Here is a 22,457-nt window from a genome sequence, read left to right as displayed (position 1 = left end):
CGATTGCGCCCCCTTGTTTCCGATTTTTCCGGGTAGGACAACCTCGGAAATGCATTCCGCTGGGATGCAAGGCCGTCCAAGGTGGTATAAAAGTCAAACGTTCCCATGATCCCCGAACCCGCACCCACCGTCCGCGAGCTGCTCGCCTTCTATCTGGAGGCCGGTGTCGACTGCGCGCTCGCGGAGGAACCAATCGACCGCCTGGCGGAATTGGATGCCCCGCCGCCAGCCCCGCCCGCGGCACCTCCGGTCGAGGCACCGCGGCCGCTCGCCGCACCCGCGGTGATGCGGGGCGAGGCCGCGCCGGCGCCTGATGTCGCGATCGCGTCCGCACGCGAGGCCGCACGCACCGCGCCGACACTCGAGGCGTTGCGCGAGCTGATGCAGGGCTTCGAGGGCTGCGCACTGAAGCACACTGCAACGCGGCTGGTGTTCGCCGACGGCAATCCGCAGGCGCGCATCATGTTCGTCGGCGAAGCGCCGGGCCGCGACGAGGACATTGAGGGGCTGCCTTTCGTCGGACGCAGCGGCAAGCTGCTCGACCTCATGATCGGGGCGATCGGGCTCAACCGCACCACCGCCTACATCGCCAACGTCATTCCCTGGCGACCGCCCGGCAACCGCACGCCGACGCCGCAGGAGACGCAAATCTGCCTGCCGTTCATCCAGCGCCATATCGAACTCGTGAACCCGGACGTGCTGGTGACGCTCGGCAATCCCTCGACGCAGACTCTGCTCGGAACGCGTGAAGGCATCATGCGTACCCGCGGACGCTGGTTCGATTACGATGCCGGCGGGCGCACCATCCGCGCGCTGCCGACGTTCCACCCGGCCTATCTCTTGCGCTCGCCATCCTACAAGCGGCTGGCCTGGCAGGACCTGCGGTCGATCGCGAAAGTGCTGGCGCAAGGCGCGACGTAACCACATACATTGCAGCATTCCGGGGCGCGCCCGGAATGACAATGACAACCTATGTGGGTTAAGTCCCCTTCGGCCGCACGATGGCCCAGCCGATGCGGAGCAGCTGCTGGCGGCCGGTCACCAGCCATTCGAACGCGCGCGGGACTTCCGGCACGATGCCGGGGAAGCGCTTGAGGATGTCCGGCGGCGGGGTGCCGGCGGTGTCGGATGCGCGCCAGACCACGACGCCCCCGGTCTCGCTGAATTTGGCCTGATTCATCCACGGCGTGCGCGCAGGATCGGCATCGATGAACAGATGCGGCCGGCCGGAGTGCAGCGCGATCAGGCTGGCGATTTGCGTCTCGCCGGCGACGGCACGCAGGCGATGGTTGGTGCGACGGGCAAAGCTCTCGTCGAAGAAGTCCGAGATCGCGCGCGCTGGCATCGAGGTCGCAATCTCGTTGGCGCCTGTCCAGGGCAGGAACAGGACGGCCAGCACCACGCCGGCGGCGGGCGCGATGATGGCAGCAGCCCATACCGTGCGCAGCATCCGCGTGCGGCGCATCGCGATGAGATCGCCGGCCGCAACGACCACGGCAAGCCCAGGCAAGACCAACACGACACCGGCGCCGCCGACGACGGAGTCGAGCCCGAGCAGGCCGGAGATCAGCACCGCGCCGAGCGGCGGAGCCAGCGCGAAGAAATAGACGAAGTTGCGCGCGAGCGGCTCGACCGGCGGTCGGTAGATGATCGGCGGTTCCTCGCCCTTGCCGTCGAACAGCCCGGTGTTGAGGAAGGTCAGCGCCGGGATCGCGGCAGCCCCGAGCACGAGTCCACCGAACAGCCAGGCCGCGTGCAGCGCGCGGGCGTTGAGCTCGGCGACTTGCGGCATGGCCGGCATGGTCAACGTCTCGGCCCGCATCAGCCAGACCGCATAGGGCAGCGCCAGCACGGCAACCACGATCAGCGCAAACAGCGGATCGAGCCCGCGCAGCGTCCGCCGGCCGCGGGCGGTCGAGACCGCGAAGACGACGATCAGCCCGAGCAGAAAGATCGCCGCGGGCGTCGTCAGCAGCAAGAGGCCCGCTTCGATCGACCAGGCGAACCATGCATTGCCGCGGCGCTGGCCGATGATCTGCCAGGAATGCAGCAGCAATAGCGCCCAGAGCGGCCGCGCCAGCACCAGCGGGCCGAAGTCGAGCGCAGGCGAGGAGAAGGCCAGCACCGTCATCGTCAGCAGCACGGCGAGCACCGCCTGCTGCGAGCCGATCACCGCGCGAGAGAGATGGTAGAGTGCGATGAAGGTCGCGATCTCGCAGATCTCGGCAAGCACGTAGACGCCCAGCATGTGGCCGCCGGCGGCGCGATAGGCGATGTCGGCGAGCCAGACCGGCAGCGGCGGGCCGAGATCGGTGCCGACCTGGTATTCCCTGCCGAAGGCCAGGAGGGTCGCAAGGTTGCCGGGTGGGCTGCGGTAGAACGCCAGCGCCACGAGCAGCCACATCGCGGCCTGAAGCAGCACGGCGATCCAGACGATCAGCCGCGGCCGGGCGCGAATGAGCTCGATGACCAGGGAGGTAAACCGCATGCAACGTCCGAATGATGCAGCCAGTCCAGCCGGCCCTATTCGCTCACGCGTGCTTTGATAGAGGGCGCTGCGCGTGGTGGCAACTTCGGTTTGCTCCCTCTCCCCGTTCTTGCAGGCTGAAGCACAAGCACATCTGCGCTATCGGTCGTCATGCCCGGGCTTGTCCCGCCTGCGCGGCCGAAGCCGCTTCGGCGAGGCGAAGGCCCGGGCATCCACGTTCTTCGGACGGTGCGTAAGGCGTGGATGGCCGGGTCAAGCCCGGCCATGACGGATGGTAGAGCTGTGGGGTCGATTTAGAGATTTGCCGAGACGTCGATCTCGACGGCCGCGTCCACTTGCACCTCGACCTCTGTCACCGCGAACAGGTCCAGCACCGGCTCGACGGTCCACGGCATGTGCTTGGCGCGGGCGGCGGCGACGGGGGCAAAGAACCTGCGGTGGTGGACGGAGGGGCCGAGGCGGTCAAGCGCCGCGAGATGTTCGGGGACGGCATAGCCCTTGTGCTGCTCGAATCCGTAGCCGGGGCAGTCCTGCGCCAGCGCACACATCAGCCGGTCGCGCGTGACCTTGGCCACGATGGACGCCGCGGCGATCGACAGCACGATGCCATCGCCGCCGATCACGGCCTCGCAGTCGCATTCGGTGTCGAGCCGATCGCGGCCGTCGACGAAGACGTGCCTGGGCGCCTCGGGCAGTGCCACCACGGCGCGCTTCAGCGCCCACAGCGAGGCGCGCAGGATGTTGTCGCGGTCGATCCGCGAGGGCGAGGCGACGGCAACGGAGACCTGCGCGGTGGCGCAGATCTTGTCGAACAGCTTCTCGCGCTCCTCGGCAGTCAACCGTTTGGAATCATCGATGCCGCGCGGAATGCGGTCGGGATCGAGAATCACCGCGGCCGCAACGACGGGGCCCGCCAGCGGGCCGCGGCCGGCCTCGTCGCACCCGGCAACCGGCCAGACGCCGCGCTTTATCAGCGCACGCTCGCGGCGGAAGCTGGGGGGAGCGATGGCAATGATACCCTTCTTGCCACCAGGAACCTTCGGAGCCTTGACTGCAGATGCCTTGGCCGCAGATGCCTTGGCCGCAGGCAGCTTGGCCTCGTTGGCAGGCGCAGCCTTCTTCGCAGCCTCCTTTTTTGGCGCGTCTTTGGCTGGGTTCTTGGCGGACTTGTCCCGAATCATGGCCGGGATCGTGCGCAAGGGGCTTCGCCAGCGCAACCGGGAACCCAGGATAATTCCCGCTATTCAGGCCGGCCGCCCTACTCCGCCAGATGCACCCGGCGGTCCTCACCCACTTCGATACCGGGCGCGACCACGACCTCCCAAGGATGGCCGTCGGGGTCGGTGAAGTAGCCGGAATAGCCGCCGTAGTCGGTCTCGTGCGCCGCCTTCAGCAAGCCGGCCCCCTTCCCGATCGCGAAAGCCAGCACCGCATCGACCTCCTCGCGCGTCCGGCAGTTCCAGGCGAGCGTCATGCCGCGAAAGGTCGATGGCCTCGGCGCGTCCTGCAAGGTCGCATCCGCCGCGAGCTGGTCCCACGGATACAGGGCGAGCACCGGACCGCCGGTATCGTAGAAGGCGACGGCCTCGCCGGTTGCCTTCAGCCGGCGCGAGAAGCCGAGTGCATCGTAAAAGGCGATGCTGGCGCGGATGTCGCTCACGCCAAGCGTCACGACGGTGAGTCTCGGCACCGGGCCCGGCAATTCCTGACTCATGCCATGCCTCTTTCACCTTCCCCGTCAGAACAGGCTGAGCTGATCGCCGTTCCGCTTCGGCCGCGCGAAATGGTCCGTGGTCAGCTTGGAGCGCCGCTTGTTGAGGCCGAGCCTGTCGCAGGCGATCTCGAAGCGGCGGCCGATGGTCCAGGCGATCGGGCCGGTTCCCTTCATCCGCTCGCCCCATTTCGCATCGTAATCGCGCCCGCCGCGCATGTCGCGAATCAGGGTGAAGACGTGGCGATAGCGGTCCGGATAGTTCGCCATCAGCCATTCGCGGAAGAGATCGCGAACCTCCAACGGCAGCCGCAGCAGCACATAGGAGGCTTCCTTGACGCCGGCATGTGCGGCGGCATCGAGGATGCGCTCGATCTCGGAATCGTTCAGCGCGGGGATCACGGGCGCGACCATCACGGTGGTCGGAATGCCGGCATCCGAGAGCTGCTTCAACGCCTCCAGCCGCTTCGGCGGCGTCGAGGCCCGCGGCTCCATGGTGCGCGCCAGCTTCGGATCGAGCGAGGTGACCGAGATCGCGACCTTGGCGAGGTTGCGCTTGGCCATCCGGGCCAGAATGTCGATGTCGCGCACCACCAGCGCCGATTTGGTGACGATGCCGACCGGATGGCTGGCGCGTTCCAGCACCTCGAGGATGCCACGCATGATCTTTCGCTCGCGCTCGATCGGCTGGTAGGGATCGGTGTTGGTGCCGATCGCGATCATCCTGGGCTCGTAGCCGGTGGCGGCGAGCTCCTTCTCGAGCAGCGCCGGCGCCTCGGGCTTCACGAACAGCTTGGACTCGAAATCCAGCCCCGGCGAGAGGCCGAGATAGGCATGCGTCGGTCGCGCGAAGCAGTAGACGCAGCCGTGCTCGCAGCCGCGATAGGGATTGATCGAGCGGTCGAAGCCGATGTCCGGGGAATCGTTGCGGGTGATCACCTTGCGCGAGGTGTCGACACCGACACTGGTCTTGAACGGCGGCAGCTCTTCCAGGCTCTGCCAGCCATCGTCGAAAGCGACGCGCGCCTCGGCCTCGTAACGGCCGCTGGCATTGGATTGCGCGCCCCGCCCTCGCCTTCGCGCGCGATCGATGGCGACGCCAAGCTCGGGGAAATCTGAAGGCGCACCCGCCGGCTCGGAGGGCGCCGTGACCGGCGGGTGCTTGAGAGCATGAGAGGATGCTGGACTCATGCAATCAAGATAGCACGCACACGGAACAAATCAAGAACACAAACGAAAAACGTGAAAACAACCCCATGCAAAGTAGCCGCCCAAATTTCGGGCGCGCGCCTTTGACCTCACGCAACACGCCCGTCACAAGGATTTCGTTTGATCCCGCACAGGGATCGATCGTGCCTGAACAAAGTTGGTGACGATCGCTGGGTGAAAGCCGACGGGAACATGACAATTCAACAAAAAACGGCCGCCGCGATCGGCGACCTCGGTCTGCTCGACCGCTATTGGCGCGCCGCCAACTACCTCTCGGTCGGGCAAATCTACCTGCTCGACAATCCGTTGCTGCGCGAGCCGTTGCGGCCTGAGCACATCAAGCCGCGCTTGCTCGGCCATTGGGGCACCACGCCCGGCCTGAACTTCATTTATGCCCATCTCAATCGCGTGATCCGCGCGCTGGACCTCAACATCATCTATGTCTGCGGACCCGGCCACGGCGGCCCGGGCATGGTCGCCAACACCTATCTCGAAGGCAGCTACAGCGAGATCTATCCCGACATTGCGCGCGATGCGGACGGATTGCGCAAGCTATTCAGGCAGTTCTCCTTCCCCGGGGGCATCCCGAGCCACGCGGCGCCGGAAACGCCGGGCTCGATCCACGAAGGCGGTGAGCTCGGCTACGCGCTGGTGCACGCCTATGGTGCGGCATTCGACAATCCTGATTTGATCGTCGCCTGCGTCGTCGGCGACGGCGAGGCCGAAACCGGCCCTCTCGCCGCGTCCTGGCACTCGAACAAGTTCCTGAACCCGGCGCATGACGGCGCGGTGCTGCCGATCCTGCATCTCAATGGCTACAAGATCGCAAATCCCACCGTGCTCGGACGGATGGCAGATGCGGAGATCCGCGATCTCTTCCGTGGGTTCGGCCATGAGCCGCTGTTCGTCGCAGGCGATGATCCCAAATTGATGCACCATGCCATGGCGGATGCGCTCGATGTCGCACTCGCCAGCATCCGCTCGATCCAGCAGCATGCCCGCGACGGGCGCAAAAGCGTCGAGCGGCCGCGCTGGCCGATGATCGTGCTGCGCAGCCCGAAGGGCTGGACCGGCCCGAAGGAAGTCGACGGCAAGAAGGTCGAGGGCTTTTGGCGCGCGCATCAGGTCCCCGTCGCCGGTTGCCGCGAAAACCCGGCGCATCTGAAGGTGCTCGAAGACTGGATGCGCAGCTACGAGCCGGAAAAGCTGTTCGACGCGAACGGCGCGCTTGCTCCCGAGCTTCAGGCGCTCGCACCCGAAGGCGTCAGGCGCATGGGCGCCAATCCTCACGCCAATGGCGGCCTGTTGAAGAAGGAGCTGAAGCTGCCCGACTTCCGCAGCTTCGCAATCGAGGTGCCGCAGCCCGGCGACGCCATCGCCGAAGCGACGCGCGAGCTCGGCAAATTCCTGCGCGACGTCATCCGCCTCAACGCGCAACAGCGCAATTTCCGCATCATGGGGCCGGACGAGACCGCGTCGAACCGGCTAGATGCCGTGTTCGACGCCACCGAGCGCGTCTGGATGGAGCCGATCGAACCTTACGACGTCCATCTCGCCCAGGACGGCCGGGTGATGGAGGTGTTGAGCGAGCATCTCTGCCAGGGCTGGCTCGAGGGTTATCTGCTCACGGGACGGCACGGCTTCTTCTCCTGCTATGAGGCCTTCATCCACATCGTGGATTCCATGTTCAACCAGCACGCCAAATGGCTGAAGGTCGCGCGCGACCTGCCGTGGCGGCGCCCGATCGCCTCGCTCAACTATCTCCTGACCTCGCATGTCTGGCGTCAGGACCATAACGGCTTCAGCCATCAGGACCCCGGATTCGTCGATCTCGTCGCCAACAAGAAAGCGGACATCGTCCGCATCTATTTCCCGCCGGATGCCAACACCCTGTTGTGGATCGCCGATCACTGCCTGCGTACCTACAACCGCATCAACGTGATCGTCGCCGGCAAGCAGCCGGCGCCGCAATGGCTCTCGATGCGGGACGCGGCGACGCATTGCGATGCCGGGATCGGCATCTGGACCTGGGCCGGAACGGAGGATGGAAAGGGCGAGCCCGACGTGGTGATGGCCTGCGCCGGCGACGTGCCGACGCTGGAGACGCTCGCCGCCGTCGACCTATTGCGCAAGACGCTGCCTGACTTGAAGATCCGCGTCGTCAACGTCGTCGACCTCATGACGCTGCAACCCAGGGAGCAGCACCCCCACGGTCTCTCCGACCGCGACTTCGACGGGCTGTTCACGTCAGACAAACCCGTGATCTTCGCCTATCACGGCTATCCCTATCTCATTCACCGGCTGACCTATAGCCGCACCAACCATGCCGGCATGCATGTGCGCGGCTTTGCCGAGGAAGGCACCACGACGACGCCGTTCGACATGGTCGTGCTCAATGGGCTCGACCGCTACCATCTCGCGATCGAGGCGATCGAACGCGTGCCGGGTCTGGCGACCAAGGCCGCCCACGTGAAGCAGCGGTTCCGCGACAGACTGATCGAACACTCCCGCTATATCCGCGAGCATGGCGAGGACATGCCCGAGATCCGCGACTGGGTCTGGCCGAACAGCGCCGGCGGCAACACGCCGGCCGAAGCCGGCGACTAGCCATGCCGGACACGGTCCTCGTCCTCAACTCGGGATCGTCGAGCATCAAGTTCGGCCTGTTCGACGTCTCGGCGGCTGAGCCCACTCTGCTATGCAAGGGCCTGCTCGACGAACACGAGGCAAGACCCCGGCTCGTGGTGAAAGGCCCCGCGGGCGAAGACCTGTTCGAGACACGAAGGGAGGCGCCGGACGCCGACGGCAGCCATCTGTTCGCCGACGTGCTCGCCTTCATCGAGGACCGGTTCGCAGACAGCGTGCGGGCCGTCGGCCACCGCATCGTTCACGGCGGGTCGGATTATTCGGGCCCGGTCGTCCTGACGGACGACATCACCGCGAAGCTGGAGGCATTGACGCCTTTGGCGCCGTTGCACCAGCCGCGCTGCCTTGCGCCAGTCCGCGCGTTCGCGGCGATCCGGCCCGGGCTGACGCAGATCGCGTGTTTTGACACCGCCTTCCATCACGGCCTCGCGCCGCCGGCGAGCCGCTTCGCCATTCCCAGGCGATTCGAGGCGCGTGGCGTCAGGCGCTATGGCTTTCACGGCCTCTCTTTCGAATATGTCGCGGGACGCCTTTCCGAGATCGCGCCGGAGCTTGCGACCAGACGCACCGTCATCGCGCATCTCGGCAACGGCGCCAGCCTCTGCGCATTGCGCGATGGCCGCAGCATCGACACCACGATGGGACTGACGCCGCTCGACGGCCTCGTGATGGGCACACGCTGCGGCACGATCGATCCCGGCGTGCTGCTCTATCTGCAGCAGCACGAGAGCATGTCGGTCGAGGAGGTCCAGCACCTGCTCTATCACGAGTCAGGCCTGCGCGGCGTCTCCGGCACCTCCGCGGACATGCGCACGCTGCTGGCGAGCGGCGAGAGTGCTGCGCGAGAGGCGGTCGATCTCTTCACCTTCCGTGCGGCGCAGGCTGTCGCAATGATGGCGACCACGCTCGGCGGCCTGGACTGTCTGGTCTTCACCGGCGGCATCGGCGAGCATGCCAAGGAGATCCGCGGCGCGATCGGCGAGCGTCTCGCATGGATGGGCGTGCGCATCGATGCCGCCAGCAACGACGCGGCGCGCGGGCGCATCAACGGCAGCGACAGCGCCGTCGAAATCTTCGTCATTCCAACCAATGAAGAGATGACGATCGCGCGCCATTGCGCCGCTCTGATCCGTGGGCGCCACGTCACGTGACACATTTATGAATGATCTGCCGCAATGCTGCCGCCGCGGTTTCGCGGCACAGATACCGCATCAATCCTGGTTGCGGACCGATCATGAAAACCCAGATCATCGAAGAGCTCGGACAAGGCAGCATCCTGTTGCCCGCGCTGGTGGCGGAAGGCCTCGCCGCCAACGACCGGATCAAGGTGCGGATGAGCGCACTGCAGGCGGCGGCCCGGCATGCGCAGGAGCCCGACCGGCCCGCGAATGACCTTGCTGTCGAAAGCCAGACTGCAGGCATCGCCCCCGCGGGGATCGCGGCGCTGATCGGCGGCGCCCATCTGATCGGGCAGGGCCGGCTCGCGGCCCCCGATCTTGCGAAGCTGATGCAGGAGATTGCGGACGATGCAGCGACCATGATCCGCGCCGTCGGCGCCGGCGCGGTGAACGAAGGCGAGAGGGCGCAGGCGCGGCTCGACGCGATCCGCACAGCCGGCCTGCTCGATGCCACCGGCGAGATCGAGATGTCCCGCATCTCGCGCCTGACCGGCGTCGCCGACGCAGGCAGCGACAGCCTGCATCGTCTCGTCATGGATCTGCACAAGCAGCTCAACAAGCTTGCGACGAGCTGCTCGGAGGAAGCGCTCGACGGCGCCCATGTCTTCGGCCTGCACAGCGAGGACCGGCCGGCCGTCGCCGCCTTCATGAAGGGCCTGAACGCGACGCGGGGTCTCAAGTTCAACCATCCGGGCCTCGACACCATGGCCACACGCGCCGGCGGCCGGCTGCTGATTCAGAACGACATCGGCACCACGGACGCCCATGTCGTCGTGATCGCAGTGAAGAAGAACGCGGTCACGGTGACCTACACCGACGTGCATCTGGCGCGGGCGAAGTTCTTCATCTCGCTGTTCGACGAGTTCGAGGTGACGTGGAGCGGGCTTGATCGTCACACCGCAGCCGGCCTCGGCGACGACAATTCCTTCTATCTCGTCACCGGTCAGTTTCAGGCCGACCACGCCGCCGATCGCAACGAATTCCTCGCGGCGCTCGGTGCCGCACTGGTTTTTCTGATCGACTGGAACAAGGCGCGCAAGCTGCTCAGGACCTGGGTCGCCAAGGATGACGCGGCTCGCATCCTCGAATGGGCTGCGCGTCAGCGGATCGGCCATCGCGGCTTCCTCGAGCTCGGCGGCAACGATCTGCTCGGCTCCGCTGTCCGGAATGCCGCCCCCGCGCGGATCGGCTTCGGCGAGCGGCTCGACCAGGCGCTCGGCCGCAACGCTGCAATCGATTTTCTGAAGACATCTCTGCGCGCCTCCACCGAGGCACTGCTGGCGGGCCGCTCGGTCAGGACGGTGCGCGACCAGATCGAGGCCGATCTGATGCGGCACCTCGATCGCGTCGACGGGACTCTGCTGGCGGCCGTGCTGCGTCAGATCGGCCTCTCCCACGATCTCGTCGCGGCGATCTCGCGCCATATTGCCGCGCTCCGCGCGGACCAGCCCGCCGACGGCAAGCTGTTGACGCAACGCTGCAGCGCGATCGAGCAGAAGGCCGACAGAATCGCGATCGAGAGCCGCAACGAGGTCGACCGCCTCAATGCCCGCCCGCTGATCGGACAATTGATCGATCGCGCCGAGGAAGCCGTCGACGAGCTGGAGCAGGCCGCATTCATCGCCGCGCTGATGCCGGAAAGGACCGATCCATCCCTGCTGGCATCGCTGGCCGAGCTTTGCACGGTGGCAGAGACCGCGACCGAAGTGGCCGCGAGCGGCGTCGCGGCAGCGATCGACGTGCCGGAAGGACGGCGCGCCGATTCCGAGGACGCGCTCTCCGCCGTGACCCGCCTGATCGACGCCGAACACGCCGCCGACAGCCGCGAGCGCGCGATCACTGCACTGGTCTTCTGCGGCGGCTTCGACGTCGCGACCTCGCTGTCGGTGATCGAGCTCGCCCGCGCCGTCGAGCGCGCCACCGACCGCTTCGCCGCGTTCGGCCATCTGCTCCGCCGTCACATCATGATCGATCTCGCAGCTTGAGGAAGCCACCATGCATATCGTGCGTATCGGCGCTGAAGCCGCCGAATTGCGGCCCGCCGAGGAGATCGGCGCCAAGGCCGCCAATCTCGCCCGCATGGCGGCGCTGGGCCTGCCGGTGCCGCCTGCCTTCGTGCTCCCGGTCAAGCTCTGCGCCGACATCATTGCCGGCCAAGCGCAGGCCACGCGACACTTGCGCGATGGCTTGAAGGAGGGAATCTCGTTCCTGGAGGGCGCCACCGGAAAGCGCTTCGGAGACCGCCGGCAGCCGCTCCTGGTGTCGGTGCGCTCGGGGGCGGCGCGATCGATGCCGGGCATGCTCGACACCGTTCTCAATGTCGGCTGCACGCCCGATGCCGTGCACGGCCTGATCCGTGCGACCGGCCGGCCGCGGCTCGCCTGGGATTGCCGCCGCCGTTTCCTGGAGAGCTTTGGCGAGACCGTGCTCGAGCTCGACCCGGCCGCCTTTGCCGCCTGCATCTCGGAACTCGTCGCAGCCGAAGACGCCGGCAGCGACCGTGAGCTCGACAGCGAAGCGCTCGAGCGGCTCGCCGGCCGCGAGCAGGCGCTGATCGAGAATCGCGCCGATGCTCCGCTGGAGGACGCGTTCGCGCAGCTGGAGGCGGCGGCCCAGGCGGTCTATCGTTCCTGGATGAGCGAGCGTGCGCTGACCTATCGAAGCCTGCAGCACCTCGAAGCGCTCGAGGGTACCGCCGTGACCGTGCAGGCGATGGTCTTCGGCAATGGCGGTCTTGCCTCCGGCGCGGGTGTGGCATTTTCGCGCGATCCGTCGACGGGCGCGCGGCGCCCGATGATCGACCTCGTACTCGATGCACAGGGTGAAGACGTGGTTTCCGGAAGACGCACACCTGACACGGCCGAGGCGATCGCCCGCGAGCTGCCGAAGCTCGAATCGGAACTCGGCGATATCCTGAGGCGACTCGAGCACGCGTTCGCCGACGTCCAGGACGTCGAGTTCACGGTCGAGAACGGCAGGCTCTGGATCCTCCAGACCCGCACAGCCAAGCGCACGCCGCGGGCCGCCGCCAGGATCGCGATCGACCTCGTGCATGAAGGCCTAATCTCGAAGGACGAGGCGTTGGAGCGGATTGGGGAGATCGACCTCGCCTCGCTCACCGAAACCAGGCTGGTTTCCTCCCGCAAGCCCGCGACGACCGGCATCGGCGCCTCCGGCGGCATCGGGATCGGACGGGCGGCGTTCTCGTCCGAAAGCGCCCAGCGCCTCTCGGCGGCGGGCGAGCCAGTCATCCTGCTGCGCCCCGACACCAGCACCGCCGATGTCGCGGGCTTCGCGCTGGCTGCCGGCATCGTCACGTCGGTCGGCGCCCGCACCTCGCACGCGGCCCTGGTGGCACGCCAGATGGGCAAGCCTTGCGTGGTCGGCTGCCGCGAGTTGAAGATCGATCCTGCCGCGAAGCAGGCCCAGCTCGGCAATCTCACACTTGCCGAAGGCGAGTGGATGACGATCGAGGGCGACGCCGGAGAGCTCTATCTCGGACGCTGCGAGACGATCCGGACACGGCCCGAAGCGGAGCTCGCCGAGATCGCGGCGTGGCAGGCGCAATCCAGCCAACACGACACGCCCGCCGCCGCGCCTTGAAGCGCCATGAGATTCGGATGAATCGTCGTCGCGCTTCAGGTCTTTTGGTTACGCATGATCTTTCCGGACAACCGCTTCGCACTTTTCCGGATCATGCTTTAGTGACCGCGGCCGGCCAGGAGCTGAAAACTCCCCATCGCGACCTCGATCAGGATCAGCACCACGACGGCGATCTCCAGGCGGAGCGAGCGCTGGGTGTCGATGATGTCTGTCAACGCGTTGGCAGTCTCCGACACCGCGGCAAGCTTGCGCTCGAGCGTGTCGAGGCGCTCCTTCAACTCGTACTCGTCCTCCAGACGCGAATAGAGCCGATCGAGCTCGGGCTTCTCCCAGAGCACGTCGGGCTTCTCGGCGATGGCGACGCGGCCGGCGACACGCTGCTGCACCAGCAGCGCATTGCCGATCAATTGCAGGATGCCCTTGCGCCGTCGCGGCGTGCGGCCGTGTTCGGCGAGCTCCCGTGCAAACGGCTCGATCACGTCGAACACAGCGGCGACGCGGCGCTCGTCGCGCGCCAGCGACGTGCTCTTGGCGAGCGCATCCGCGACCAGCAGCAGCCGGTCGTCTGAGAATTTGGCAAGGCAGATCGGCCCGCCCGGCTGGATCGCCTCGGCGGCTTCGTCGCTGCAGAGCTGCGCGTGCGCGATCTCCTCCTCGAACGGGCTGAGCTCTCCGGTGACACGTGACTTCAGGTTGTCGATGAGGACCTTCTCCTCGGACGGAAGCAGCCCGATCAGCACGACGACGCCGTAGCGAAAGATCACGGCAAGTCCGGCATGGACGCGGAAGGCGGCCGGGGCCGAGGACACCAGCGTGCCGATCTCCAGCCCCGACGCATTGATGCGGTCGCCCAGCATCAGCGCCCGGATCCGCAAGGTCGGCGCAGCCTCCTGCTTCGGCGGCGATGGCGCCATGCCGGCGGCGAGTTGATCGGCGTTCATGCGAGGCTTCCCCCGGCACCAGGATCACACATTTTCCGTTCGACCTTATCTGGCAAGCTGCGTCCCCGTCTGAGAGAGGCCGACTGCCCGCGCGCAGCGAAGCGTCGCCATGAAACTTCGGGTTAATACCGTCGGGATGAACTCGTGCCGAAACATTCGGCAATATCGCCAGCCCGCGCCTGGCCCATTTGGCTGCGATGACCGGCTGCAGTTTACCATCGCACGCCGAAGCGCCGCCGGAAAGTTGCACTCGGCAACGCTACGGGTTTATGACAGCATCATACCAGCTACGCTTCTCCCGAAGTGCAGACACTGAAGCCTCAATCATGCTGAGCGTCATCATTCCGACCGAAGGTGTCGAGCAGACGGCGGTCGCAACCCTGGCCGCGCTGGTCCCTGGCGCCGCCGCCGGCGTCGTCCGGGAGGTGCTCCTGGTCGACCGCACTCGCAACGGCGTCATCGAGCGCGTTGCCGACGTCGCAGGCTGCCGTTTCATCGCGTTCGAGGGACCCTCGCAGGGCGCGGCGCTCGCCGCCGGCGCGCTCCAGGCCCGATCGCCCTGGCTGATGTTCCTGCCCGCAGGCGCCGTACTGGAAACCGGCTGGATCGAGGAAACCACCCAGTTCATCCAGGCCGTCGCCAGCAGCGGCCGGGATCGCGCGGCGGTGTTCCGCTATGCGCGCTCGCCTTACGTAAATACCGCATTCCGCGACGTCGCCTGGGCCGTGGCGCGCAAGCTCGTGGGTCCGCTCGGCGATCAGGGGCTATTGATTGCGCGTGATCACTACGACCGGATCGGCGGCTACCCGCCCCAGGCCCGCCATTCCGAGGCGCGGCTGCTCCGGCGTCTCGGCCGGTCGTCCCGGACCATGCTGCGCAGCCGGATCGTCATGGTCGGCTGAGCCGCCCAGATACTTGCCAAAGTCAAATACTTAATTGACAATAGCAAATATCGAGGTAATCCCATGCCGTCCCAATCTTCGCCATCAGGTCCAGCGACCGAACGGCTCGCCGACGACCAGATCGCAGCAGTCCGCGCCTTCAACCGCTTCTATACCCGCAGGCTTGGCGTGCTCGACCAGCACCTTGGCAAGAGCCCGTTTTCGCTCAGCGAGGCCCGGGTGCTCTATGAACTCGCGCATCGCGACGTACTGGCGGCAAAGGAGATCGGAAACGAGCTTGGTCTCGACCCCGGCTATCTCAGCCGCATCATCCAGAGCTTCGACGAAAAGGGGCTGATCACGCGAAAGCCCCTCCCCGCAGATCGCAGGCAATACCAGCTCAGCCTCACCGCCAAGGGCCGCCAGGCTTTCGCCAAGCTGAACCTGAACTCGCAAAACGAGGTCGCCGCAATGCTGGCCCAGCTTTCGGCCAGCGATGCAGCGCGGCTCACCCACGCCATGGCGACCATCGAATCGGTGCTGGAGCAACGTCGAAGCCAGCCCACGGCTTTCATGCTGCGCAGCCATCGCGTCGGCGACATGGGCTGGGTCATCTCCCGACAGGCCGTCGCCTATGCCGCGGAGTACAACTGGGATATCAGTTACGAGGCGCTGGTCGCCGAGATCTGCGCGCAGTTCATCAAGAACTACGACGCAGCGCGCGAGCACTGCTGGATCGCGGAAGCGGGCGGCGAGCCGGTCGGCTCGATCTTTCTGGTCAAGGCCACGGACGAGATCGCCAAGCTGCGCCTGTTGCTGGTGGAGAAGAAAGCGCGGGGGCTCGGTGTCGGCCGCGCGCTGGTCGAGCAATGTATCCAGGGCGCACGCGAGCGGGGCTACAGCAAGATGACGCTGTGGACGCAGAGCATCCTGCTCGCCGCACGCGGCATCTATCAAGATGCCGGCTTCAAGCTCGTGAAGGAAGAGAGGCACCACAGCTTCGGTGCCGATCTGGTCGGGGAGACGTGGGAGCTAGATCTGTAGCTGCGCGATGCGCATTGCTGCGCCCCCTTGCGGGAGAGGTTCTGAGCAACGCGCTTCACACCGTCGCGCCTTGCGCCTTCGGCCGGCGCAGGTGCTCGTCCAGCCGCGGCATGATCTCGACGAAATTGCAGGGGCGCGTGCGGTAGTCGAGCTGGGCTGCAAGGATGCCGTCCCAGCCATCGCGGCAGGCGCCCGGTGAACCAGGGAGACAGAAGATGTAGGTCGCGCCAGCGACGCCCGCGGTGGCGCGGCTCTGGATCGTCGATGTGCCGATCTTGGCGTGGCTCAGCATGTGGAACGCGATCGAGAAACCGTCCATGCGCTTCTCGAACAGCGGCTCGATCGCCTCCGGCGTGACGTCACGCCCGGTGAAGCCGGTGCCGCCGGTGGTGATGACGACGTCGACGTCGCTATCTGCAATCCAGCGGCGGATGACGGCGCGGATCGCCTCGACATCGTCGGTGACGATCTCGCGCGCGGCGAGATGATGACCCGCCGCAGTGAGGCGATCGACCAACGTCTGGCCGGACTTGTCATCCGCAAGCGCGCGCGTGTCGGAAACCGTGAGCACCGCGATGTTGAGCGGGATGAATTGTTTGGATTCGTCGATGGCCATGTTGCGTCTTTCGTGTCCCGGACAAGGTGCGGCGCATCAGCGCCGCGCCGCAGAGCCGGGACCCACTTGAGAGATTTGTGGGACCGGCATTGTGGGCCCCGGCTCTGCAGCGCACCGCTGAGGAAGCGCTGCGCTGCGTCCGGGGCACGAGCCTTCCTTACAACGCCCCCGCGCCGAACGTGTTGCAGGCCTGGACCGTGCCCTGCTGGTAGCCGGTCATGAACCACTTTTTGCGTTGCGCCGCCGAGCCGTGGGTGAAGGAATCGGGGACGACGCGGCCCGTCGACTGGCGCTGCAGCGTATCGTCGCCGATCGCGCTCGCCGTGGTCAGCGCGGCGTCGATGTCGCCGGGCTCCAGGAAGTTCGGACGTTTCTTCGCCTCGCGATTGACCCAGACGCCGGACAGGCAGTCGGCCTGCAATTCGACCTTCACCTGGAGCGCATTCGCCTCGGCCTTCGAGCCGACCTGCTGCTGCATCCGCGTCACGCGCGGAATGATGCCGAGCAGGTTCTGGATGTGATGGCCGGCCTCATGCGCAATGATGTAGGCGGTGGTGAAATTGCACGCCGACTTGCCGGAACAGCCGCGAAAGCGCGTCTCGACTTCGCGGAAGAAGGCGGTGTCGAGGAAGATGGTGCGGTCGGGCGGACAATAGAACGGCCCCATTGCCGACTGTGCCATGCCGCAGCGGCCGCCATTGGTGGCGTTGCGGAACAGCACGATCTTCGGACCGGTGTAGGATTGGCCGCTGGCCTGGAAGATCTCGCTCCAGCGATCGTCGATCTCGCCGAGGATGCCGGAGATCATGCTGCCCATCTCGTCGGTCGGCGCGCCGCGCTTGCCCGAGGAGGCCTGGCGATCGGTCTGGTAGGTCGGCGCATGGCCGCCGCCGGTCAGAATCTCGGCGCCGCCGATCAGGATGCGTGGATCGATGCCGAAGGCGTAGCCGACCAGGCCGAGCACGATGATGGTGCCGATGCCGAGCCCGCCACCTCCCATCGGCAGGCCGAACCCGCCTCCTCCGCCGCCCAAGCCACCACCTTCCTCGCGACGATCCTCGATGTCGTCGCTCCGGCGGAAGTCATCGTAACGCATGGCGGCCTTTCCTTTTGGGTCCCTGATTCAGTTTCGACGGCGCACGACGGCGCCAAAGCTCAACGCGCCACACAGGTAAAATTTCCGTTGCTCTTATCAATATCGTGGCCGGCAAAAATTGCCTAGTGCGACAGCGTGTCGATGCCAGCAATTTTTTCCGAGGGTCGAGCAATTTTTTCCGAGAGAAATTTGCAGCCTTTTTGCAGCCACGATTGAACCTGCAGCGCAAGCAAGCGCGAAATACACTGTAAAATACGGCGAATGCGCACAACAACGTGCGCACAAACGGCAAAGCGAGGGCTGCTCACGAAAGCGGCGGGTTAAGTCGTTTTTTACTTTGCGCCTTCAATGTAACGGCCAGTCGGTTGTTTGGTCCCGCGTCGCCGACAGCGTCGCCTGAGTCAGAGTTCTTGAGTCATGGTAGAGTCGCGTCGCGGGGCGTCTGCAAGGGCGCCCCGCACAAATTTTGAGTCTCCTTCGCATCGCATCATTCTCGGCGATTGCGTCGCCGAGATGTCGAAGCTTCAGGCTGGTTCGGTCGACCTGGTGTTCGCCGACCCGCCCTACAATCTCCAGCTCAAGGGCGATCTCAAGCGCCCCGACGAATCCCATGTCGATGCCGTCAACGACGACTGGGACAAGTTCGATTCGTTCTCCGCCTATGACGATTTCACCCGCGCCTGGCTGCTTGCCGCCCGCCGTGCGATGAAGCCATCGGCGACGATCTGGGTGATCGGCTCCTATCACAACATCTTCCGCGTCGGCGCGATCATGCAGGACCTCGGCTTCTGGCTCCTGAACGACATCGTCTGGCGCAAGACCAACCCGATGCCGAACTTCCGCGGCCGCCGCTTCACCAACGCGCATGAGACCATGATCTGGGCCGCGCGCGACGAGAAGGCCAAGGGCTATACGTTCAACTACGAGGCGCTGAAGGCCGCCAACGAGGACGTGCAGGCGCGGTCCGACTGGCTGATCCCGCTCTGCACCGGCGAAGAGCGCCTCAAGGGCGCCGACGGCAAGAAGGTGCATCCGACGCAGAAGCCGGAAGGCCTGCTCGCGCGCGTGCTACTGTCGTCATCCAAGCCCGGCGATCTCGTGATCGATCCCTTCAACGGCACCGGCACCACCGGCGCGGTCGCAAAGCGCCTCGGCCGCGCCTATATCGGCTTCGAGCGCGACAAGACCTACGCCAAGGCGGCAGAGGCGCGCATCGCCGCGGTCGAGCCGCTGCCGGAAGAGAGCCTCGCCCCGTTCATGACCGCACGCGAAGCGCCGCGGGTGGCGTTCTCCGAGCTGGTCGAGCGCGGCATGATCATGCCCGGCACGAAACTGTTCGACGCCAAGAAGAAGCTGGGCGCGCTGGTCCGTGCCGACGGCGCCATCATGCTGGGCGACAAGGTCGGCTCGATCCACCGCATCGGCGCGGTGGCGCAAGGCGCGCAGGCCTGCAACGGCTGGACCTTCTGGCACGTCGAGACCAAGAAGGGTCTCAAGCTGATCGACGAACTGCGCGCCGAGATCCGCGCCGGCATGGCGGCCGAGTAGCCGCTGCCGCACGTCGTAGCCTCGTAAGGCGGGCAAAAGGCGCTCTTGCGCCGTGCCCACCCCATAGCTGCCTGAATGACGCCGCCGCTCGCGCATCGCGCGCCCGGGAATGACGCGCTTGGTTGAACGCGGCCGCCAGCAGGACTAGGATCAGCGCATTGCACCGTCCTGACCTGGCCGGCTCCGATGCGACGACAGTCCGAGACATTGCTGCTGGTACCGCTACTGCCGATCTTCCTGGCCGGCATGTTTCCGATGTTCCTGATCGCGCTGCTGGGATTCTTCGGCCTTGCGCTGTTCGGCATGCTCGTGATCTGCGTCGGGCTCGCCAGCAGCAACGAGGCGCACGACAATTTCAACCACGACGTCATCGTCCACGGCTACGCGCGCGGACCGGAACGCGCGGCGCGGGCTTCCGACATGCATCTGGCCGCACGGCTCGGGCTGCGGCTGGAGGCCGTGGGCGCGGCCATGGTCATTACGGCGGCAATCGGCCTCTGTTACGCCGCTTGATCTGCGTACCGCGCAGACACCGCCCGGCAAACTCGCCGGTTGCTCTCCCATAACGGGTTCAGGCAAGACAAGGTCCGCCCAACCACGCCGCGTCCGCGCGCGCAACAGACACCGGGGAGATGCTCGATGCTCAGATTCTTTTTCAACGGATCGCCAAATCCGACCAAGGTTGCGCTGTTTCTGGAGGAGTCCGGGCTGGCCTTCGAGCCGGTCAAGATCGACACCCGCAAGGGCGAGCAATTCGCGCCTGAATTTCTGAAGATCAATCCGAACGGCAAGGTTCCCGCCATCGACGACAACGGCACGATCGTGTTCGACTCGAACGCCATCCTGCTCTATCTCGCCGAGAAGACCGGCAAATTCCTGCCCTCGAACCGCGCCGAATTGCTGTCCTGGCTGATGTTCGTGGCGACCGGCGTCGGGCCCTATTCGGGGCAGGCCGTCCACTTCAAGCATTTTGCGCCGAAGGACCAGAACCACGACTACGCCCATAATCGCTACCAGTACGAGACCGATCGCCACTACAAGATTCTCGACGATCACCTCCAGGGCCGCCGCTACATGGTCGGCGACAGCTATTCGATCGTCGACATGGCACTGTGGGGCTGGGCGCGGATGGTACCTTTCAAGCTCGGCGACGACGCCTTTGCACGATACCCGAACGTGAAGCGGCTCGTCGACGAGATCTCGGCGCGGCCCGCGGCAGGGCGCGCCATCGCCCTGAAGGACAAATTCACCTTCAAGGCCGAGATGGACGACGAAGCGCGCAGCAACATGTTCAAGCACCTGAAGATCAACGCGGCCTGATCGCTGTAGCAGTCATTCCGGGGCGCCGCAGGGCGGCGAACCCGGAATCTCGAGATTCCGGGTTCGATGCTTCGCATCGCCCCGGAATGACGATGCAGCAGGATACGTCCGCTTTTGGTTAGGCCGCGTGGACCGAGCTCAGGAACTTGGCCACTTCGAGCTTGAGGCGGCTGCTATCGGCCGAGAGCGAGCGCGCCGCCGACAGCACCTGCGAGGAGGCCGATCCGGTCTCGGAGGCGCCGCGCTGCACGTCGCCGATGTTGGACGACACCAGCTGGGTGCCATGGGCCGCCTGCTGGACATTGCGGGAGATCTCCTGCGTCGCCGCGCCCTGTTGCTCCACGGCGGCGGCGACCGTCGACGAAATCTCCGACAGCCGCTCGATGGTGCCGCTGATCTCCCTGATCGAGCCGACCGACTCCTCCGTCGCGGCCTGTATGCCGGAGACCTGCTGGGCGATCTCGCCGGTGGCCTTAGCGGTCTGCTCGGCGAGCGCCTTGACCTCGGAGGCGACCACCGCAAAGCCGCGGCCGGCTTCGCCCGCACGCGCCGCCTCGATGGTGGCGTTGAGCGCGAGGAGATTGGTCTGGCCGGCGATGGTGCTGATCAGTTCGACCACGTCACCGATCCGCGCGGCGGCCTTGGAGAGCGCGCCGACGCGCTCGTTGGTCCTGCTCGCCTGACCGACGGCCTCGGTGGCGATGCGGGCGGATTCCTGCACCTGGCGGGCAATCTCGGATACCGAGGAGGAGAGCTCCTCGGTCGCCGAGGCGACCGCCTGCACATTGGCCGAGGCCTCCTGCGACGCGCTGGCGACCTCCGTCGAAAGGTCCTGGGCCCGCGCCGCGGTCGTGGTCAAGGTGCCTGCGGAGGCTTCGAGCTCGCTCGACGCCGACGACACCGTGTCGACGATCTCACCGACCGCCTGCTCGAACTGATCGGCAAGCCTGGCCATGTCTTTCTTGCGGCTCTCGGCCTGCCGCGCCTCGATCTCGGCCTGCTCGGCACGCATGCGCTCGGTCTCGATCATGTTGTCCTTGAACACCTGGATCGCCTTGGCCATGTCGCCGATCTCGTCGGCCCTGCCGCGGCCGGGAATCTCGACCTCGAGATTGCCGCCGGCAAGCCGCCCCATCGCACCTGTCATCGAGGTCAGGGGACCGACGATGCTGCGGGCGATCAGGAAGGCGACGATGCCGCCGAACAAAATGGCGAGGCCGCCGGCGATCTCCTGAACGGTCGTCGTTCCCGCGATCACGGCTTCGGCGGTGGTGCGCGATTGCTGGTAGTCCTGCTTCAGGGCCGTTTCCAGGGTCTTGAGCTTGCCGATGCTGCCGACGATGAGGGGCGCGAGATTCTTGTGGTAGATCTCGTCGGCCTGAAGCATGGCGGCGGACGTCGTCTCGAACGCCGATTTGTAGATTCCGAGCGAGGTCTTCACCGGCGAAAGCGTGGTTCGCAGTTCCGTCGCTTGCGGGCTCCTCTCGAGAGCTACGAGCCGCTGCATCGCGCGGTCCACATTGGCCCTGAAGTTGGCGGGTCCCTTGGTGTCGCGCAGCGCCAGGAAACGCCAGTTTGCGATTTGAACCTGCAGCAGCCTGGATTCGAGATCCGCGACCAGAGCCGCGGTGTCTTCGTCGACGGCCGCGCGCGCCACGTCGGTCAGTTTGCCCATCTCGACGGTCAGCTCGTCGCCGCTCGGCAGCAGCGTCGCCTTGCCCGTTCTCGCCTCGTTGACGGCGTCCCCGAGATTGTCACGCAGACGTCGCATCTTGGCGATGTCGTCGATGAGGCCGTTGTAGAGCGTTCTCCGCTCCTCCGAGAGCGTGCCCTTCGCCCCGACCTGCAACAGCTCGATCGCCGCAGTTTCCCGCTCCTGGGCCTCCTTCATCGCAGACTCGTTCGCATCGTAGACGTAGCGAAGATTGGCGCGCTGGATCGCCTGAAGATGGGTGGAAATCTCCAGCACCCGCGCCGTGCTGTCCGAGAGCGCGGATTGTCTCGCGACCTGATCCTGTACGTCCCGCAAATTCCAGACGGCAACCACCGCCATCACGAGACCGACTGCCACAAGGGCCATGAAGCCCGCATACAGGCGACCCCTGATCCGCAAACGAAATTTCGGCATTCCCATTGTCCATCCAGATGCAAGTGGATTCGAGGGGCCGAACAACTC

General features: G+C 65.9%; 18 protein-coding genes. 10 read left to right on the top strand and 8 right to left on the bottom strand.

Features of this window, described 5'->3' with window-relative positions:
- The first annotated feature begins 105 nt into the window (after positions 1-105).
- Positions 106-921 (top strand): uracil-DNA glycosylase, encoded by an 816-nt coding sequence (locus tag ACSHT2_RS28125; protein ID WP_440637932.1) that lies wholly within the window; start codon positions 106-108, stop codon positions 919-921.
- Positions 922-979: 58 nt separating this feature from the next.
- On the opposite strand, the gene ACSHT2_RS28120 is transcribed toward ACSHT2_RS28125, so the two are convergent.
- The 4 genes from ACSHT2_RS28120 to ACSHT2_RS28105 all read right to left on the bottom strand — a co-directional run bounded on the left by ACSHT2_RS28120 (position 980) and on the right by ACSHT2_RS28105 (position 5,390).
- Positions 980-2,488, bottom strand: a complete 1,509-nt coding sequence (locus tag ACSHT2_RS28120) for a glycosyltransferase family 39 protein (protein ID WP_440637930.1) — start codon at positions 2,486-2,488, stop codon at positions 980-982.
- 293 nt (positions 2,489-2,781) lie between these two features.
- Positions 2,782-3,669 carry a ribonuclease HII gene (locus ACSHT2_RS28115; RefSeq protein ID WP_440637928.1) on the bottom strand — a complete coding sequence of 296 codons (888 nt, stop codon included), beginning with the start codon at positions 3,667-3,669 and terminating at the stop codon, positions 2,782-2,784.
- Positions 3,670-3,746: 77 nt separating this feature from the next.
- Positions 3,747-4,202, bottom strand: a complete 456-nt coding sequence (locus ACSHT2_RS28110; RefSeq protein ID WP_440637927.1) for a VOC family protein — start codon at positions 4,200-4,202, stop codon at positions 3,747-3,749.
- 24 nt (positions 4,203-4,226) lie between these two features.
- Positions 4,227-5,390 (bottom strand): PA0069 family radical SAM protein, encoded by a 1,164-nt coding sequence (locus ACSHT2_RS28105; RefSeq protein ID WP_440637926.1) that lies wholly within the window; start codon positions 5,388-5,390, stop codon positions 4,227-4,229.
- Positions 5,391-5,600: 210 nt separating this feature from the next.
- Here ACSHT2_RS28105 and ACSHT2_RS28100 point away from each other — a divergent pair, with 210 nt between their 5' ends.
- From ACSHT2_RS28100 to ACSHT2_RS28085, 4 genes are all read left to right on the top strand, one after another.
- A complete protein-coding gene (locus ACSHT2_RS28100; protein WP_440637924.1) occupies positions 5,601-8,015 on the top strand; it encodes a phosphoketolase family protein in 2,415 nt (804 codons plus the stop codon).
- Between the two features lie 2 nt (positions 8,016-8,017).
- Positions 8,018-9,205 carry an acetate/propionate family kinase gene (locus tag ACSHT2_RS28095; protein ID WP_440637922.1) on the top strand — a complete coding sequence of 396 codons (1,188 nt, stop codon included), beginning with the start codon at positions 8,018-8,020 and terminating at the stop codon, positions 9,203-9,205.
- Between the two features lie 83 nt (positions 9,206-9,288).
- A complete protein-coding gene (locus tag ACSHT2_RS28090) occupies positions 9,289-11,217 on the top strand; it encodes a hypothetical protein (protein WP_440637920.1) in 1,929 nt (642 codons plus the stop codon).
- Between the two features lie 10 nt (positions 11,218-11,227).
- A complete protein-coding gene (locus ACSHT2_RS28085; RefSeq protein WP_440637919.1) occupies positions 11,228-12,835 on the top strand; it encodes a PEP/pyruvate-binding domain-containing protein in 1,608 nt (535 codons plus the stop codon).
- Positions 12,836-12,933: 98 nt separating this feature from the next.
- On the opposite strand, the gene ACSHT2_RS28080 is transcribed toward ACSHT2_RS28085, so the two are convergent.
- Positions 12,934-13,776, bottom strand: coding sequence for an RMD1 family protein (locus ACSHT2_RS28080; protein WP_440637918.1), 843 nt, complete (start codon positions 13,774-13,776; stop codon positions 12,934-12,936).
- Positions 13,777-14,102: 326 nt separating this feature from the next.
- Between ACSHT2_RS28080 and ACSHT2_RS28075 the strand changes: the two genes are divergently transcribed.
- Both ACSHT2_RS28075 and ACSHT2_RS28070 read left to right on the top strand, forming a co-directional pair.
- Positions 14,103-14,678 carry a glycosyl transferase gene (locus tag ACSHT2_RS28075; RefSeq protein WP_440637916.1) on the top strand — a complete coding sequence of 192 codons (576 nt, stop codon included), beginning with the start codon at positions 14,103-14,105 and terminating at the stop codon, positions 14,676-14,678.
- Between the two features lie 63 nt (positions 14,679-14,741).
- Positions 14,742-15,701 (top strand): bifunctional helix-turn-helix transcriptional regulator/GNAT family N-acetyltransferase, encoded by a 960-nt coding sequence (locus ACSHT2_RS28070; protein WP_440637915.1) that lies wholly within the window; start codon positions 14,742-14,744, stop codon positions 15,699-15,701.
- Positions 15,702-15,756: 55 nt separating this feature from the next.
- Here the strand turns inward: ACSHT2_RS28070 and moaB are convergent, their stop codons facing one another.
- Positions 15,757-16,317 (bottom strand): molybdenum cofactor biosynthesis protein B, encoded by a 561-nt coding sequence (gene moaB, locus ACSHT2_RS28065; protein ID WP_440637913.1) that lies wholly within the window; start codon positions 16,315-16,317, stop codon positions 15,757-15,759.
- A 157-nt stretch (positions 16,318-16,474) separates the two neighbouring features.
- Complete coding sequence (gene ypfJ / locus ACSHT2_RS28060) at positions 16,475-17,413, bottom strand: KPN_02809 family neutral zinc metallopeptidase (RefSeq protein ID WP_440637911.1); 939 nt, start codon at positions 17,411-17,413, stop codon at positions 16,475-16,477.
- 417 nt (positions 17,414-17,830) lie between these two features.
- Here ypfJ and ACSHT2_RS28055 point away from each other — a divergent pair, with 417 nt between their 5' ends.
- The 3 genes from ACSHT2_RS28055 (at position 17,831) to ACSHT2_RS28045 (ending at position 20,281) form a co-directional block, all read left to right on the top strand.
- A complete protein-coding gene (locus ACSHT2_RS28055) occupies positions 17,831-18,961 on the top strand; it encodes a site-specific DNA-methyltransferase (RefSeq protein WP_440637910.1) in 1,131 nt (376 codons plus the stop codon).
- A 186-nt stretch (positions 18,962-19,147) separates the two neighbouring features.
- On the top strand, positions 19,148-19,474 hold the full coding sequence (locus ACSHT2_RS28050; RefSeq protein WP_440637908.1) for a hypothetical protein: 327 nt from the start codon (positions 19,148-19,150) through the stop codon (positions 19,472-19,474).
- A 126-nt stretch (positions 19,475-19,600) separates the two neighbouring features.
- Positions 19,601-20,281 (top strand): glutathione S-transferase family protein, encoded by a 681-nt coding sequence (locus tag ACSHT2_RS28045; RefSeq protein WP_440637907.1) that lies wholly within the window; start codon positions 19,601-19,603, stop codon positions 20,279-20,281.
- Positions 20,282-20,399: 118 nt separating this feature from the next.
- On the opposite strand, the gene ACSHT2_RS28040 is transcribed toward ACSHT2_RS28045, so the two are convergent.
- Positions 20,400-22,409 carry a HAMP domain-containing methyl-accepting chemotaxis protein gene (locus ACSHT2_RS28040; protein WP_440637905.1) on the bottom strand — a complete coding sequence of 670 codons (2,010 nt, stop codon included), beginning with the start codon at positions 22,407-22,409 and terminating at the stop codon, positions 20,400-20,402.
- Between the last annotated feature and the right edge of the window lie 48 nt (positions 22,410-22,457).

Source organism: Bradyrhizobium sp. PUT101 (assembly GCF_052043945.1).
Taxonomy (GTDB): Bacteria; Pseudomonadota; Alphaproteobacteria; order Rhizobiales; family Xanthobacteraceae; genus Bradyrhizobium.
This window is presented reverse-complemented; position numbering and strand designations above follow the sequence as displayed.

What these genes read in the sequence shown, in the direction of transcription:
- ACSHT2_RS28125 (WP_440637932.1), top strand. Translation starts at nt 106, where the DNA reads ATGATCCCCGAACCCGCACCCACCGTCCGCGAGCTGCTCGCCTTCTAT.
- ACSHT2_RS28120 (WP_440637930.1), bottom strand. Translation starts at nt 2,488, where the DNA reads ATGCGGTTTACCTCCCTGGTCATCGAGCTCATTCGCGCCCGGCCGCGG.
- ACSHT2_RS28115 (WP_440637928.1), bottom strand. Translation starts at nt 3,669, where the DNA reads ATGATTCGGGACAAGTCCGCCAAGAACCCAGCCAAAGACGCGCCAAAA.
- ACSHT2_RS28110 (WP_440637927.1), bottom strand. Translation starts at nt 4,202, where the DNA reads ATGAGTCAGGAATTGCCGGGCCCGGTGCCGAGACTCACCGTCGTGACG.
- ACSHT2_RS28105 (WP_440637926.1), bottom strand. Translation starts at nt 5,390, where the DNA reads ATGAGTCCAGCATCCTCTCATGCTCTCAAGCACCCGCCGGTCACGGCG.
- ACSHT2_RS28100 (WP_440637924.1), top strand. Translation starts at nt 5,601, where the DNA reads ATGACAATTCAACAAAAAACGGCCGCCGCGATCGGCGACCTCGGTCTG.
- ACSHT2_RS28095 (WP_440637922.1), top strand. Translation starts at nt 8,018, where the DNA reads ATGCCGGACACGGTCCTCGTCCTCAACTCGGGATCGTCGAGCATCAAG.
- ACSHT2_RS28090 (WP_440637920.1), top strand. Translation starts at nt 9,289, where the DNA reads ATGAAAACCCAGATCATCGAAGAGCTCGGACAAGGCAGCATCCTGTTG.
- ACSHT2_RS28085 (WP_440637919.1), top strand. Translation starts at nt 11,228, where the DNA reads ATGCATATCGTGCGTATCGGCGCTGAAGCCGCCGAATTGCGGCCCGCC.
- ACSHT2_RS28080 (WP_440637918.1), bottom strand. Translation starts at nt 13,776, where the DNA reads ATGAACGCCGATCAACTCGCCGCCGGCATGGCGCCATCGCCGCCGAAG.
- ACSHT2_RS28075 (WP_440637916.1), top strand. Translation starts at nt 14,103, where the DNA reads ATGCTGAGCGTCATCATTCCGACCGAAGGTGTCGAGCAGACGGCGGTC.
- ACSHT2_RS28070 (WP_440637915.1), top strand. Translation starts at nt 14,742, where the DNA reads ATGCCGTCCCAATCTTCGCCATCAGGTCCAGCGACCGAACGGCTCGCC.
- moaB (WP_440637913.1), bottom strand. Translation starts at nt 16,317, where the DNA reads ATGGCCATCGACGAATCCAAACAATTCATCCCGCTCAACATCGCGGTG.
- ypfJ (WP_440637911.1), bottom strand. Translation starts at nt 17,413, where the DNA reads ATGCGTTACGATGACTTCCGCCGGAGCGACGACATCGAGGATCGTCGC.
- ACSHT2_RS28055 (WP_440637910.1), top strand. Translation starts at nt 17,831, where the DNA reads ATGGTAGAGTCGCGTCGCGGGGCGTCTGCAAGGGCGCCCCGCACAAAT.
- ACSHT2_RS28050 (WP_440637908.1), top strand. Translation starts at nt 19,148, where the DNA reads ATGCGACGACAGTCCGAGACATTGCTGCTGGTACCGCTACTGCCGATC.
- ACSHT2_RS28045 (WP_440637907.1), top strand. Translation starts at nt 19,601, where the DNA reads ATGCTCAGATTCTTTTTCAACGGATCGCCAAATCCGACCAAGGTTGCG.
- ACSHT2_RS28040 (WP_440637905.1), bottom strand. Translation starts at nt 22,409, where the DNA reads ATGCCGAAATTTCGTTTGCGGATCAGGGGTCGCCTGTATGCGGGCTTC.